Origin of the sequence: Bacillus methanolicus PB1 (genome assembly GCF_000262755.1) — a bacterium.
In the GTDB taxonomy this organism is placed as follows: Bacteria; Bacillota; Bacilli; order Bacillales; family Cytobacillaceae; genus Bacillus_Z; species Bacillus_Z methanolicus.
In genome coordinates, this window is sequence record NZ_AFEU01000003.1 from 999248 (window position 1) to 1013611 (window position 14364).

General features: G+C 40.3%; 14 protein-coding genes. 1 reads left to right on the plus strand and 13 read right to left on the minus strand.

Features of this window, described 5'->3' with window-relative positions:
• Positions 1-117: 117 nt before the first annotated feature.
• The 8 genes from PB1_RS14650 to nadB all read right to left on the minus strand — a co-directional run bounded on the left by PB1_RS14650 (position 118) and on the right by nadB (position 9087).
• Positions 118-678 (minus strand): intercompartmental signaling factor BofC, encoded by a 561-nt coding sequence (locus PB1_RS14650; protein WP_004438265.1) that lies wholly within the window; start codon positions 676-678, stop codon positions 118-120.
• A gap of 195 nt (positions 679-873) precedes the next feature.
• Positions 874-1602 (minus strand): YebC/PmpR family DNA-binding transcriptional regulator, encoded by a 729-nt coding sequence (locus tag PB1_RS14655; protein ID WP_004438269.1) that lies wholly within the window; start codon positions 1600-1602, stop codon positions 874-876.
• A gap of 153 nt (positions 1603-1755) precedes the next feature.
• Positions 1756-2523 carry a YhcN/YlaJ family sporulation lipoprotein gene (locus tag PB1_RS14660; RefSeq protein ID WP_004438271.1) on the minus strand — a complete coding sequence of 256 codons (768 nt, stop codon included), beginning with the start codon at positions 2521-2523 and terminating at the stop codon, positions 1756-1758.
• Between the two features lie 114 nt (positions 2524-2637).
• Positions 2638-3627 carry a phosphotransferase gene (locus PB1_RS14665; RefSeq protein WP_034645418.1) on the minus strand — a complete coding sequence of 330 codons (990 nt, stop codon included), beginning with the start codon at positions 3625-3627 and terminating at the stop codon, positions 2638-2640.
• Complete coding sequence (gene safA / locus PB1_RS14670; RefSeq protein ID WP_004438273.1) at positions 3602-5371, minus strand: SafA/ExsA family spore coat assembly protein; 1770 nt, start codon at positions 5369-5371, stop codon at positions 3602-3604. The genes PB1_RS14665 and safA overlap by 26 nt, the downstream gene beginning before the upstream one ends.
• A gap of 202 nt (positions 5372-5573) precedes the next feature.
• Complete coding sequence (gene nadA, locus PB1_RS14675) at positions 5574-6680, minus strand: quinolinate synthase NadA (RefSeq protein WP_004438274.1); 1107 nt, start codon at positions 6678-6680, stop codon at positions 5574-5576.
• Positions 6681-6692: 12 nt separating this feature from the next.
• Positions 6693-7529: a carboxylating nicotinate-nucleotide diphosphorylase gene (nadC, locus tag PB1_RS14680; RefSeq protein ID WP_004438275.1), complete on the minus strand. Its 837-nt coding sequence runs from the start codon at positions 7527-7529 to the stop codon at positions 6693-6695.
• Positions 7498-9087, minus strand: a complete 1590-nt coding sequence (nadB, locus tag PB1_RS14685) for an L-aspartate oxidase (RefSeq protein ID WP_004438278.1) — start codon at positions 9085-9087, stop codon at positions 7498-7500. The genes nadC and nadB overlap by 32 nt, the downstream gene beginning before the upstream one ends.
• A 108-nt stretch (positions 9088-9195) precedes the next feature.
• Here nadB and PB1_RS14690 point away from each other — a divergent pair, with 108 nt between their 5' ends.
• On the plus strand, positions 9196-10335 hold the full coding sequence (locus tag PB1_RS14690) for an IscS subfamily cysteine desulfurase (RefSeq protein WP_004438281.1): 1140 nt from the start codon (positions 9196-9198) through the stop codon (positions 10333-10335).
• 45 nt (positions 10336-10380) lie between these two features.
• Here the strand turns inward: PB1_RS14690 and pheA are convergent, their stop codons facing one another.
• The 5 genes from pheA to rpmA all read right to left on the minus strand — a co-directional run bounded on the left by pheA (position 10381) and on the right by rpmA (position 14352).
• Entirely contained in the window at positions 10381-11253 is an 873-nt protein-coding gene (pheA, locus tag PB1_RS14695; RefSeq protein WP_004438283.1) for a prephenate dehydratase, read from the minus strand.
• 182 nt (positions 11254-11435) lie between these two features.
• A complete protein-coding gene (locus PB1_RS14700; RefSeq protein ID WP_004438284.1) occupies positions 11436-11891 on the minus strand; it encodes an ACT domain-containing protein in 456 nt (151 codons plus the stop codon).
• A gap of 25 nt (positions 11892-11916) precedes the next feature.
• On the minus strand, positions 11917-13206 hold the full coding sequence (gene obgE / locus PB1_RS14705) for a GTPase ObgE (RefSeq protein WP_004438286.1): 1290 nt from the start codon (positions 13204-13206) through the stop codon (positions 11917-11919).
• A 59-nt stretch (positions 13207-13265) separates the two neighbouring features.
• The gene (locus PB1_RS14710) at positions 13266-13802 is read right to left on the minus strand and encodes a sporulation initiation phosphotransferase B (RefSeq protein WP_004438288.1); all 537 of its coding nucleotides are present in this window, start codon (positions 13800-13802) and stop codon (positions 13266-13268) included.
• 259 nt (positions 13803-14061) lie between these two features.
• Positions 14062-14352 (minus strand): 50S ribosomal protein L27, encoded by a 291-nt coding sequence (gene rpmA / locus PB1_RS14715; protein ID WP_004438290.1) that lies wholly within the window; start codon positions 14350-14352, stop codon positions 14062-14064.
• Positions 14353-14364 lie beyond the last annotated feature (12 nt).

Genomic DNA, 14364 nt, shown 5'->3' on the forward strand with positions numbered 1-14364 from the left:
TTTTTTCTATATAATAGAAATCGATTTTTTTTTAGAAGATTCAAATGAAGTTGAATTAAAAAACAATAAGAGCAAAATCGCAAGAAAGAGGCTGACATTGATCGTCAGCCTCTTTTTTTATGATTGATTTCCTTCTTTGGAGTAGTTTTTAAAAGATTCAAGTACTTCTTCATACCTGTCTTTAGTTTTTATGGGTATCCCTTTCTTAAGCTGCTCCCATTTTGCGCTCTCTAATTTCCCTAAATCAATATGAAAAAATGATTGTATAATTTTTGAGCGACCGGGTTTTCCATTATATATTGATAAAATTCCATCATCTGTTATGCCGAAATATCCGTTTGCTTTTAACAACGGCGAAATATCATCAATTTTCTGCCGGAATACAACTTGATTTTCCGTCATATCCAGCAGCTTCCATTCCTTGTATTTTGACAAAAAATCTTCCATTGACCAGATCGTTTCGATTACTTTCTCTTCACTTATTTCCCCGTCTAAATATTTTCTTTCTAAAATGACCGTAATTTTGACTGGGCCGGGGCCGATAATGCCATTATCAGTTCTTTCTGTTTCTTGAGCAGATGCTAATCCGTCCACAGGTGCTCCATATTCCGGGATATAAAGACCAGAAACAAATACCGCTAATAAAGTGAACACGATCATTGCCCATTTGGTTCTCATAAATGATCACCTCGTTTTAGATACGGAATTCCCATCCGCTTTTCAAATTATACACCCATAGTCTCACCATTTTATTCAAGTTTATTCCTGGGGCCTGGCCCGCAACACGTTAAAGCGTTAATGCATTGAGGGCCTGACCTTCTATAAGATTAAATATTAAAAGCAGTACACCGGGTGGTGCACTGCTTTTATTTGTTAAGCTTCTTCATAATTATGAAAGATGTCCTGAACATCTTCATCATTTTCGAGCATGTCGAGCAATTTTTCCATTTTCGCTGCCATCTCTTCATTTAATTGTGTATAGGTTTGGGGAATCATCGTGATTTCAGCTTCCTCGAATGTAAAGCCTAATTTTTCTAAATTTTCTTTCACTTCCATGAAATGCTCAGGGTCGGAAAAAATTTCGAAAGCTTCTTCGCTTGTTTCCATTTCTTCAGCCCCGGCTTCAATTGCTTGCAGGAGCATTTCATCTTCATCGATTTCTAACTCTTCACGGTCGATAACCAAATACCCTTTTCGATCGAACATATATGAAACGCTGCCGCTTTCCCCTAAGTTTCCGCCATTTTTTGAAAAAGCAAGCCTAATATTTGATGCCGTTCTGTTCTTATTATCCGTTAAACATTGAACCATTACAGCCACTCCGCCAGGACCGTAGCCCTCATAAATGATTTCCTCATATTTTGCCGAGCTTCCGACTCCGATTGCTTTGTTGATGGCACGCTGTATATTTTCATTCGGCATATTAACAGCCTTCGCTTTATCAATAACTAAGCGCAAACTCGGATTAGTAGCAGGATCGCCTCCGCCATTTTTAGCTGCAACATATATATCTTTCGCATACTTCATAAAAATCTTTCCGCGCTTTGCATCTTGCGAATTTTTCCGACGTTGAATGTTTTTCCACTTAGAATGTCCTGCCATTCTAAATCCCCTCTCATCTACAAAATCCTTATATAATATATCATAATTCCAAAAAGAATAACAGACGCTGCACATTTCTATTTCTATAGAAACAAAGGCCATAAAATTTTCCATTTAAAAAAGAGCAAAGCCAGAAAGCTCTGCTCTTCTCATTTAATCATTGTTGCGATCTTGAAAACGATTTTTCAACGATCGCATCATGTTTTTCATATCCATATCTATATATTCACGCGGGCCGCCGTCTCGAAGATCATTATCAATGTTCCGAATACGGCTGAAAGTTCCTTCATCAGTTACTACAGTACAGGATCTTCCTTTTAAATAAGGCTGCACAGCCTCGCGAATGTTTCGCTTTGTTTCTTCTTCCTTGCTGTAATCTGTTAAATCGACTGCAATTAGAACATCGCTGCCATATGCAACGGAACGGACATCTTCTACGTTACGAACAGATGCCGTAACATCACCGATCTTATCGGCCAGCTCTCCTTCATAAGCAGTATAGTAAGAGCTGCTCGGTTGACGGGTGTTATCATCTAAATGCCCATGATAATTCGCATCACTGCGGCTGAATCGATTGTCTCGCTGGAAGAAATTACGGTCATAATTTGCCAGCGGGGCAGAAGGATTTTGCGGATTTCCATTTTCGTCTTTTACCTGAAGCATTTTATTTCTTTCCCTGCGGGCTTCCCGGCCCTCTGCACCAAAGGTATGATCCATCATCTCAGTTATCGGTCCATCATTGTCGTTTAAAATATTGACGTTGCCATTTCCCTGTTCATGATTTTCATTTGAGTAATACCCCATTGCCTGTCCACGATTTGAATACCTGTTTTGTACAGCAGCTTCATCATCATTTCCGCAGCCTGTTAACCCTGTTGTTAAAAGGGCTGCAAAGGAAACGATGTAAATTTTTTTGTTCAAGCGAAAAACCCCCTTCGCTAACATCGTGAGCAATAAATATGCTCAATTTTATAGTGTGAGCGTTTGAGGCTTTTCATTCTGACAGTTAAGTCCAATTAAATCGCAAATTTCTCTTTATTTTGCCATTTTTTCAAGTTGTTTCATAAAATGCTGTCGCATATAAAACTGATCAACTGTCATAATATAGACCTGTCTAACTTTAGTATGATTGTTTAAACTCTTTTCTCTTACTAATCGGTTCCATTCGCGAAAAATGTCTGTCGGAAACATCAAGGCATAAAGAAACGCTTTTTCCTTTACATAGTTTTTCATTTCTGAATAAACCATCAATTCCTTTATTGACCAGTTTAAAAAGGGTAAAATTCTGTTTGCATATTGCAAAATATCCGTGCTTACAGGGCCTTTACTGATTAAATCAAAATCAATTAAATACAGCTTATTTTTTTTTGTTCGGATAAAATTATGATGGGCAACATCACCGTGAAGAATTACGTGAGGGGATGAGTAAAAATAATCATATTCTTTTTCAAGATGATATAAGGAAAAATTAGCCCAATCCAATATTTCATGCAAGATGTTGTCAGCAACAAAATATTTAACAACCGAAAGATTCTCGGAAAATAAAGCCATTCTTTCTTTCCATTTTTCCAGAAGATCAAATGATGGGAGAAGTGATTCATAACGTTTTATAAGCGTCGATGTTACACGGTGGTAATCACGAAGCAGATTTAATCCATCACTTCTGTTTTTATGACTTCGAAAAGAAAAAGCTTCTGGATGAGGTTCAATATATTGTAAGCATCCGTAATAATTTTGTTCAAAAAATAGTGTTTTTTCTTTCGTAAAAGAATAAAAAGAGTAGGTATTTAAAAATCCTTCTTTTTTTAAAGAATCAGTAAAAGCTTCCTGAAGTTTCAAACGCTTAAGCTTGGAATAGCCTTTTAAAATAAATTCTGTTTCATTTGTCTTTACATAATAAACATTTTTGCGGATAGGCCTGAACTCTTTAATCTTAGAGGGGATTTGTTTTTTCAAATAGGCGAGGAGACGATTTTTAAAAACATCGTCTCCTCCTGCCTCACCCTTCATATTCACTGCTTTCATCTTCCGTTCTCGGCAAGCCGTAAGGACCGCTGCCTATCTGGCCAGGGTAACCATAATTCATATATGGCGGCTGGGCAAACACATATGGCTGGGCATAATGCGGCGAATAGATTGGTGTTGTTCCTGGTGCAGGTCCGTACACAGAGCCAAACGGAGCTCCCTGTGATCCAGGTCCTCCGCAGCCGCAGTCATCAGAAGTGCCTTTCACCCCCTGAACAGGTGCTTGATGCGGCATTTGCGCATCCATTTCAGGAGACTCCATTGCTTCCTGAACCTGTGGCATTAGCGGCATTTGATAATCCATTGCTCCATGAATTTGAGGCATTGGCATTTGGTAATCCATTGCTCCATGAACTTGCGGCATTGGCATTTGGTAATCCATTGCTCCATGAACTTGCGGCATTGGCATTTGGTAATCCATTGTTCCCAGAACATGCGGCATTGGCGGATAACAATATGGGACCGGTCCATGAGGAGGGCAATGTCCAAATCCAGGACCAGGCATTACTGGTGAAACAGCGGTGCCAAAAGGCGGACATGGCCCAAACGGCATATGATAAGCCGGCATCTGTGCCGGCATCTGTGCCGGCATTTGATGAGGCATTTGGGCTCCCATATCCGGATATTCCATCGTTCCTTGAACTTCAGGCATTAATGGCATCTGACTGTCCATAGTTCCCTGTTCAGAAGATATCTCAGGCATGAATGGAGATGATTCATCAAAATCCATGCTCTCAAATTCAGGCATCACTCCATATTGATCAGGCATTTGGGCAGCTTGTGATGTATAAAAAGGCATTTGGTTCATCGGCATAGTTGACGCCCCTTGCACATAAGGGAAAGGCACTTCTTGCGGCTGATAACCTCCCGGATAATTATATCCTGTTCCAGGCAATGCAGGTAAAACTGGATTAAAATTTGGGGGATATGGATACATTGGCTGCTGAAAACCTCCTTGTTGTGTTGGCATAGAAAGAGGAAACTCTTCTTCCTTTATTAAAGGACCCGTGTCGTCTTTTATCATCCCTGGAAAATAATTATCAAGTTTAGGTGGAATTTGTGGTACAGACATATCGGCCATATTTTGCATATAGTAGTTTTGAATGTCCATTTCTGGGATAACTGGTTGAGGCATTTTTGGAGAATAAGGTGTTTTCGGTTTTTCTAGTTTTGGAAGTTCTTGTATTGGCGAAATGGGTATTTGCTTTTCTGGTTTTGGCATTTCCTGTATCGGTGAAACTGGCATTTGCTTTTCTGGTTTCGGTTTTTCCTGTATCGGTGAAACTGGCATTTGCTTTTCTGGTTTCGGCTTTTCCTGTATCGGTGAAACTGGTATTTGCTTTTCTGGTTTCGGCTTTTCCTGTATCGGTGAAACAGGTTTCGGCTTTTCGGCTTTTGGTAATTCTTTTTTAGGTGCAGCTGGTTTTAGTGCTTTTTCAGGCATTACCTGGGGCGCTTCCTCAACTGGCAAAGGCTTCGGCTTCTCTTTTGCAAACGGATGCTCAGTGATTGGCATTTCCTTCTTTGGACCCATTTTGATATATGCTTCCTTTTTCCCTCCAGCCGTCGGAGCTTCTTTTTTAATTGTTCCGCCTCCTGTTGGAATTTTTATTTTCATCCCGGGCATAATCATATCAGGGTTGCTTAGCTGTGAATTCAACTTTTTCAGCTCTTCAAAATTTACGCCGTATTTCTTGGCGATTTTCCAAAGAGTGTCCCCTTTCTGAACGATATGGATTTTCACTCTGATTTCCCTCCTATGGCATAAGTCCATACATTGTATGTCAAAATGGGCAAATTGCTAACAATCTACACAAAAACTTATGCACTTATGAAACAAAATATGATTTTTGGCCGTGAAACTTTATATGAAAGCTTAAAATATCAATAAAAGGGTCAGACCCCTCCAATGGAGGAATCGGACCCTTATGAGTCAACGCTTTTTCTTAGGACAGCTCAAGCATCCGTTCAAGAGCAAGTTTTGCTTTGGAAGCAACTGTATCTTCAACTTCGATAATGTTGTGTTGTTCACCTTTTTCGATCGATTCTAAGCACCAGACGAGATGGGGCAGATCGATTCGATTCATTGTCAAACATGCGCACATATATGGATTTAAAGAAATGATATGCTTGTCAGGATGCTGCTGAATTAACCGGTTAACAAGATTATGTTCCGTGCCGATTGCCCAGGCTGAACCTTTTTCCGCCTGTTCAATCGTCTTTATAATATAATTCGTGGAACCGGCGTCATCCGATAATTCAACTACTTCTCTGCGGCATTCTGGATGGACGATAATCTTCATGTCCGGATACTGTTCTCTGACTTGTTTAATATTTTGAACGGTAAAGTTTTCATGAACGGAACAATGTCCCTTCCAAAGAATTACTTTAATTTTTTCTAACTCCCCATCGTATTCGAGGGAATCCGTAATAGGATTCCACACTGCCATTTCAGTTAATTTTATACCTAAATTGTAAGCTGTATTTCTTCCCAAATGCTGATCCGGCAAAAAGAGAATTCTATCTTTTTGCTGGAATGCCCACTTCACCATTCTTTCAGCGTTCGATGATGTAACTGTTGCTCCTCCGTTTTCCCCGACAAATGCTTTAATAGCTGCGGTAGAATTGACGTAAGTTAAAGGGAGAATCGTATCTCCGAAAAATTCGGTTAATTTGGCCCAAGCTCTTTCCGTCTGATAAACGTCTGCCATATCGGCCATGGAACACCCAGCCCGCATATCAGGCAAGTATACTTTTTGATTTTTTGCTGTTAAAATATCCGCTGTTTCAGCCATGAAATGAACACCGCAAAATACGATGAATTCAGCGTCTTTGTTTTCAGCTGAAATTTGTGCAAGTTGTAATGAATCTCCTGTCGCATCTGCAAATTGTATAACTTCATCTTTTTGATAATGATGACCGGGAATAAACAATTTGTTTCCCAATTTATTTTTAATTGCTTTCGCCCGTTCTTCAAGTTCCGAAACAGTCATGTTTAGGTATCGGTCCGGAATCATATTCCCCTGTGTTTTAACCAAATCTAAAATATTCACCATTAATCCCCCTTAGAAAACGTTTACTTTTACACTTATATCAAGCGATTTTATCGTATGAGTCAAAAAACCGAGAGAAATATAATCGACCCCAGTGTCGCGATAAACAGCCAGGTTTTCTAACGTTATTCCTCCAGATGCTTCCGTTACTATATGTTCCGGCACAAATTTTTTCCATTCCTTGATTTCATCCGGATGACGATTATCAAACATAATTACATCAACACCTGCTTGAACGGCTTCAATAACTTGCTCTTTCGTTTCTGTCTCAACTTCAATTTTCACCATATGCCCGAGATTTTCTTTCACAGATGCTACTGCATTTGTGATTGAACCTGCAAAATCAATATGATTGTCTTTAATCATGACAGCATCATATAAGCCAAAACGGTGATTGTAGCCGCCTCCGCATGTGACTGCATATTTTTCAAACATCCGCAAACCGGGAGTTGTTTTGCGAGTATCGCAGATTTTTGTATGGTCGCTATTTAATATAGTAACGGCTTCTCTCGTTTTCGTTGCAATTCCGCTCATTCTTTGAATAAGATTTAACACAACCCGCTCGCCTTTCAAAAGGGCGGAAATATTTCCCGAAACGGTTGCCAGTCTCTGTCCGGACTCAATAAGAGCTCCGTCACTAGAGAACATTACCACTTTGGAAGCGGGATCCAGTAAAGAAAAACCTGTCCGGATTATCTCTTCCCCGCAAAAAATTCCGTTTTCTTTTGCCAAGAACACAATCTCTCCGTTTCGGCGGTTTCCAAAAATAAGATCACTCGTTACATCTCTGTCACCAATGTCTTCAATGAAAAATTGTTCAAGTTGCAACCGCAGTTTTAATTGGTTCATCTTTTTCGTCCTCTTCCCATATTCTTCGTTGAATGATTTGTATGCCTTTCCAGGTAAGATCATCCTCATATGGATAATCACTGCGGAAGTGTCCGCCGCGGCTTTCAGTCCTTTTTAATGCTGAATCGGTAATCAGCCAGGATGTAATTAGCATAAATACTTTCATAATTTCTTCAGGCGGCAATTTGTCTAAATTGGCATAAGACCAATTGTGAACATCAAAAGATTCAAGCCAGCGCTTCTGTTCGGACAATGTCTCTTTCGTTCTTACAATTCCTGCATTATCCATCATTCTGGTTTGCATTTCTTGAATTTGAGGCAAATTCAAGCCCGGTGCAAAATTCGACTTAAACTCTCTTGGAATAAGTTGCGAGTTTATTTTTGCAGACTTGTCGCTATTTAAAAGTCGGGCAAGCCGTTCTCCATATACAAGCCCTTCAAGCAAAGAATTGCTTGCCAATCGATTGGCTCCATGTATTCCAGTGCATGCCGCCTCTCCGATTGCGTAAAGGCCATTAACACTTGTACGCCCGTAAAGATCTGACTTTATCCCTCCCATTAAGAAATGACTCCCTGGAGCTACAGGTAATAAACCGTCCTCAATAGAAACTCCGTTTCGTTCACACAAGGATGTTATCGTAGGGAACCGCGATCTAAAATGGCTGATCATTCGAATATCGAGAAAGATTTGTTCCCCTTTTTTTAAATAATCATAAATGGTTTGGGAAACAACATGGCGCGGTGCAAGATCTTTTAATGGATGAACATCATCCATAAACGGGATGCCGTCTTTTGTTACAAGCCTTGCGCCTTCTCCGCGGACAGCTTCGGATATAAGACCTCTCGTTTTTCCATCTTTAAACAAAAGCGTAGGATGGAATTGAACAAATTCCATATCAACAAGTTCTGCTCCGGCTCGATAGGCGAGCGCCAGTCCGTCTCCAGTCACTGTTTCGGCATTTGATGTAAAGCTGTACAGTTGGCCGCATCCTCCGGTAGCAATAACTACACGATCGGCATAAAAATATTCAATGTTTCCATGCTTGTCTTTTCCTTTTACTCCAATGCACCGTTTTGACTGCTTATCTATTAGCAAGTCATATACAAACACATTTTCTGTAATGGACACATTCTTTTTCAATTGGCTTAACAAAAAATCTATAATTCTGCTCCCGGTTGCATCACCGCCCCCGTGGACAATTCTTTTTTCGCTGTGTGCTCCCTCCATGCCGAGAAGCAATTCAGCACGTTCGTTTTTATCAAATGAACAGCCCGAAGCATAAAGATTTTGAATTAATTTCGGTGCTTCCGAAGTCATCTTGAAAACGGCTTCTTGATCGTTATGATACCTTCCTGCCTTTATGGTATCAACATAATGTTGATATGGGCTGTCTTTCTCACCTAGAGCAGCCGCAACACCGCCTTGCGCAAGATAAGAATTTCCATTTCTTACATGCGACTTTGTGATAATTCTAACATTTATTTCAGATCGAAGGTTCCTTGCCAGCTGTAATGCTGCCACGCCACTTCCGATAATGATTACATCTGAAAAACTCATCTAGTTTTCACCTTCCTTTTTACAGGTGTCTTGACACTTATATTTACATAGATTTAATATATTGACAAGTATTTTTTACAATAAAAAGTTTGAAAGTTGGGAAAAATCATGAAATATTTTGATTACGCCGCTACTTGTCCGCTTGATGAAGAAGCTGCACAAATTTTTTTAAAAGCTTCGCAAAATTTTTTTGGAAATACACAAAGTCTCCATGATATTGGCAGCAATGCTGCTGCATTGCTCGATCAGTGCCGTATAAAGTTAGCTCAACTTCTAAAAGTTGAAAAAGAAGGAATTTATTTTACAAGCGGAGGATCGGAAAGTAATTTCCTTGCCATCCATGCACTTTCATCAGCAACAAGAAAAAAAGGCCGGCATATTATAGCATGCCTAGCCGAGCATTCTTCAATTCATAGCTCATTAATGCATCTCGAAAAAGATGGCTATGAGATTTCCTACCTTCCATTTAACAGTGATGGGATTATTGACCTTGAAAAATTACAGGCTGCGATACGGGAGGATACATTCCTTATCACCATTCAACATGCAAATCCGGAAATCGGAACTATTCAGCCGATTGAGGAAATTGGCTTACTTTGTAAACAAAACGAAATTTTATTTCACAGTGACTGTGTCCAAACGTTTGGAAAAATTAATTTAGACAAATTAATAAAATGGGCGGACAGCTTTTCTATATCGAGCCATAAGTTTTACGGTCCAAAAGGGGTTGGAGCCGTTTATGTCAATCCGTTTTTATCTTGGAAAACTTTTTTTCCGGCGGCTGTACATGAAAGGGGTTTCAGGCCCGGAACAGTAAATGTACCTGGAATAGCGGCTATGGTTGCTGCAGCCGAGAAATCTTATGCGAATCAAACTGAATATACGAAAAAATTTTTAAAACTAAGAGATATATTTAAACATTCCGTAAAAGAGATTAGCGACCGAATTACTATTTATGAAGCGAAGGATCCGAATATGCAGCTTCCATCAATTATTGGGTTGAGATTACATGGGTTAGAAGGCCAATGGGTAATGCTTGAGTGCAACCGGCGGGGATTTGCTATATCAACAGGAACGGCATGCCAAATAGGCTTGCAGTCTCCTTCGAAAACCATGCAAGCACTCGGAATCAATAATAAAGAAGCGAAGGAATTTATCCGTATTTCAGTTGGAAGAGAAACAGCCGAGAAAGATGTCGAGTCTTTAGGCCTAACCATTGTCCAAATTGCCCGTCAAGCAGGCGTTTAAAAGCTGACTTTTTAATTTTATCTAAGTATAAATCAAAAGGATCCTCTAACTGGATCCTTTTGCTGCTTTTTTCAGTTGAAAAGAAGGGTAGCTACCCAGCACTTTTACTTTGCAGCCGAGAGCTTTGAGTTCTGCAATCGCACCAGGAATTAATACATCATCCATTTTCATTTCAATATCAATAATAAAGAAATAATTACCGAGCCCTGTTTTCATCGGGCGGGATTCGATTTTTGACAAATTCAGCTTTCTCCATGCGAATGCAGATAAAACTTGATGCAAAGTTCCTGCCTGGTCTGTTGGCAGAGTGACCATTATCGATGTTTTAAAACTGTCGGGAACACGTTTTATGTCAGGTTTATCTTTGTTACTTTTTGATAAAATCACAAAACGTGTATGGTTGTGCCCGAAATCGTGAATATCTTCTTTTACAATAATCAATCCATATTCTTTTGCCGACAGTGCATTTCCAATCGCGGCAGCCTTTATTTCGGGATGGTCTTTGACATATTTCGCAGCTGCAGCTGTAGAAGTTGTCGTTTCACAGCGGACTCCCCTAAATTGCTGATGCAAGAATCGATGGCACTGGGCAATGGCATGTGCGTGGCTGTATATCAATTCAATTTCTTTCCATCTGTGCTGATTTTCCTTATGTACCATAAAATGCTGACGAATCGGCAAAGTTGTTTCTCCAATAATGGGCAGCTCTACTTCATGTATTAAATAATCAAGTGTGATATTAACGGACCCTTCCAGGGCATTTTCAAGCGGGACAAGGCACATATCAGTTTTCCCCTCTTCAACTGCGTCCATACATTCCGGAATCGTTTGAAATGGAATTGATTCTGCACCCGGAAATATTTCCCTGACAGCCATTTCCGTGAATGTTGCCCTCGGCCCCAAAAAACCAACTCTCAACAAAATCTCCTCCCAAGACTAAATTGAGGGTCTGGCCCTCATCGCGTTAACGCTTTAAAGCAGCGCCTTATCTTTAAACAATACATCACTTTATCACTTTAATAAAGTAAAAATTCAAATTTTTTTCATCGAATGAATGAGATCAAATAAAACAAAAAACAGCCGGGAATAAGGCGGCAGTTCTACGCACCTGAACCCAGCACTTCAACTTTATCTACAAATTCAAGCCTGCGGAGACGTGTTAAAAGCTCATCAATTTCAATTCCCATTTCCGTTATATTCAGCGATAAAGTTACGTTTGCTCTTCCCTGTAATGGAATGGTTTGATGGATCGTAAGAACGTTGCATCCAGCCGAAGCGACGACACTTAACAGCTGCGAGAGCGTCCCGGAGCGGTCTTCGAGGTGAAAAAACAGTGAGATCAACTTCTCTTTAACAACTGTATGGAAAGGAAAGACCGTATCTCTGTACTTATAAAAAGCACTTCGGCTTAGATCAACACGCTTAACGGCTTCCCAGACAGACTCGGCTTTTCCCCTTTCAATCATTTCCTTTGCTTCAAGGGTCTTTTTCATCGCTTCTGGAAGAACATCTTCACGGACTAAATAAAATTTTTTATTAAATTTATCATGTCTCATTTCTCCACCCCGTTAATCATAAAAGCTATTCAATAAACTCGAACTCATAATCGAACAGCTTAACTGTATCGCCGTCTTTTGCTCCCCTTTCACGCAGAGCATCATCTACACCCATGCTGCGGAGCTGGCGAGCAAAGCGGCGAACAGATTCATCTCTTGAGAAATCAGTCATCTTAAAAAGGCGTTCAATCTTTTCGCCGGATAGAACAAAGCTTCCGTCCGGATCACGGGTAATCTTGAATACTTCCTGTTCTATTTCATGCTTATACATTACCCTGTGCACACCGGTCTTTTCTGTTTTTTCCATAAGAGGAAATTCCGGAGTTTCTTCAAGTTTATCGGCAATCGCAAACAATAGATCCTGCAACCCCCGCTTGGCAATTGCAGAAATTGGGAAAATAGGATAACGTTCCTTTAACTTTTTCTTGAATTCTTCAAGGTTTTCCTCTGCATTGGGCATATCCATTTTATTAGCGACAATAATTTGCGGCCTTTCCGTCAATCTTAGATTATATTCCTTTAATTCCTTGTTAATCGTTACATAGTCTTCATATGGGTCGCGCCCTTCCATCGCAGCCATATCAAGTACATGGACAATTACTCTTGTTCTTTCAATATGCCTTAAAAATTGATGGCCGAGACCAACTCCTGAATGCGCCCCTTCAATTAAGCCCGGCAGATCCGCCATTACAAAACTTCTGCCATCCTCTGTTTCAACCACACCCAAGTTCGGTACAATGGTTGTAAAATGGTATTCTGCAATCTTGGGCTTTGCTGATGAAACGACGGAAAGGAGAGTCGATTTACCGACACTTGGAAAACCGACAAGACCGACATCTGCCAAGAGCTTTAATTCTAAAATTACTTCCCTTTCTTGTCCCGGTTCACCATTCTCGGAAATTTCAGGAGCAGGATTTGCCGGAGTGGCAAACCGTGTGTTCCCGCGTCCGCCTCTTCCCCCTTTGGCAATGACTGCCTTTTGGCCATGTTCTGTTAAATCAGCAATGACTTCCCCTGTTTTTGCATCTTTAACAACTGTTCCGGGCGGCACCTTCACAATCGTATCCTTCGCATTTTTTCCATGCTGGTTCTTAGACATGCCGTGCTCCCCGCGCGGAGCCTTAAAGTGCCTCTGATACCGGAAATCAATTAGCGTCCTCAGACCTTCATCAACTTCAAAAACGACGTCTGCTCCTTTCCCGCCGTCTCCGCCTGCAGGTCCTCCCTTTGGAACATATTTTTCCCTGCGGAAAGCGACCATTCCATTGCCGCCGTCCCCGCCTTTTACATATATTTTTACTTGATCGACAAACATTTTTGTTCCTCCATAAAGTTGACTTATCCTTAGATGAGAATCGTTCATTACTATATTCCCTATGTATTAGGCAAAAAAACAGCAAGTGCAAGTTCCTCGTCAGAGAATTCCTGAACCTCAACTTTTAAAAATGGGTATTTTTTAGCCAAAAATGCTGAAATTTTTTCTTTATCTGCTATTATCCCGCTAAAATCAAAAAAGAAACAAGTGCCTTTCTCACAAGCTTCAATAGAAACTGAAAGATAATTGTTATGGAATGTTTCAATTGAGTCGTTTAAACACGAAAAAAACGATTTTGTCCATTCCGTAATAAATAGATCATTCCCTGCAGGTATTTCCATATTATCCATCACTTCATATTCAAGTTGAAAGGCATGATTTTCCCAATTATATGTAAGAAGGAGCGATGCAAATTCAGTTATTTTAAGATTGGACAGCTTTGCCTCATGCTGTGCTTCAATGACAATTTCATTAATGATTTCGAGGGCCCTGTCAATTTTGTTCAACTCCAGGTTTCCTTTTATTAATTGAAGTTTATTTAACCAATCATGCCGCACATGCCGAAGCGCCTCGATAGTATTCCAGTCTTTTTTCATAAAAAAAACTCCTACACAGTAATTAAACGACAGAAGACTGCTTGCTGATAGTATATCAAAAAAGTGTGAACGCGTAAGCAAAATTACACAGAAATGTGAAAATTGTTCTCTCCGAAAGATAAAAGAAAGGGGCTGACTCAAAAGCAAAGGGTCAGACCCCTCCAATACAATATATAGACTATCACTGATAAAACCTTCTATATATTGCTATTGTTGGAGGGAATCAGACCCTTATGAGTCAGCCCTGTCTTTTATTGGTTTAAGCCTCTTTTGCAACCGGATATACACTCACTTTCTTGCGGTCACGGCCATAACGCTCAAATTTAACGACTCCGTCAACTTTCGCGTAAAGAGTGTCGTCGCCGCCGCGGCCTACGTTCACACCCGGGTAGATTTTCGTACCGCGTTGACGGTATAGGATCGAACCGCCGGTTACAAATTGACCGTCCGCACGTTTGGCACCAAGGCGCTTCGCGATTGAATCGCGGCCGTTCTTTGTAGAACCTACTCCCTTTTTAGAAGCGAAAAACTGAAGATCTAATCTTAGCATTTGTTTCACCTC

Coding starts and splice junctions, on each gene's coding strand:
- PB1_RS14710 (WP_004438288.1), bottom strand. CDS start 13,802: ATGAAAAAAGACTGGAATACTATCGAGGCGCTTCGGCATGTGCGGCAT.
- nadC (WP_004438275.1), bottom strand. CDS start 7,529: ATGAACCAATTAAAACTGCGGTTGCAACTTGAACAATTTTTCATTGAA.
- rpmA (WP_004438290.1), bottom strand. CDS start 14,352: ATGCTAAGATTAGATCTTCAGTTTTTCGCTTCTAAAAAGGGAGTAGGT.
- PB1_RS14665 (WP_034645418.1), bottom strand. CDS start 3,627: ATGAAAGCAGTGAATATGAAGGGTGAGGCAGGAGGAGACGATGTTTTT.
- obgE (WP_004438286.1), bottom strand. CDS start 13,206: ATGTTTGTCGATCAAGTAAAAATATATGTAAAAGGCGGGGACGGCGGC.
- nadB (WP_004438278.1), bottom strand. CDS start 9,087: ATGAGTTTTTCAGATGTAATCATTATCGGAAGTGGCGTGGCAGCATTA.
- PB1_RS14690 (WP_004438281.1), top strand. CDS start 9,196: ATGAAATATTTTGATTACGCCGCTACTTGTCCGCTTGATGAAGAAGCT.
- PB1_RS14700 (WP_004438284.1), bottom strand. CDS start 11,891: ATGAGACATGATAAATTTAATAAAAAATTTTATTTAGTCCGTGAAGAT.
- PB1_RS14655 (WP_004438269.1), bottom strand. CDS start 1,602: ATGGCAGGACATTCTAAGTGGAAAAACATTCAACGTCGGAAAAATTCG.
- PB1_RS14650 (WP_004438265.1), bottom strand. CDS start 678: ATGAGAACCAAATGGGCAATGATCGTGTTCACTTTATTAGCGGTATTT.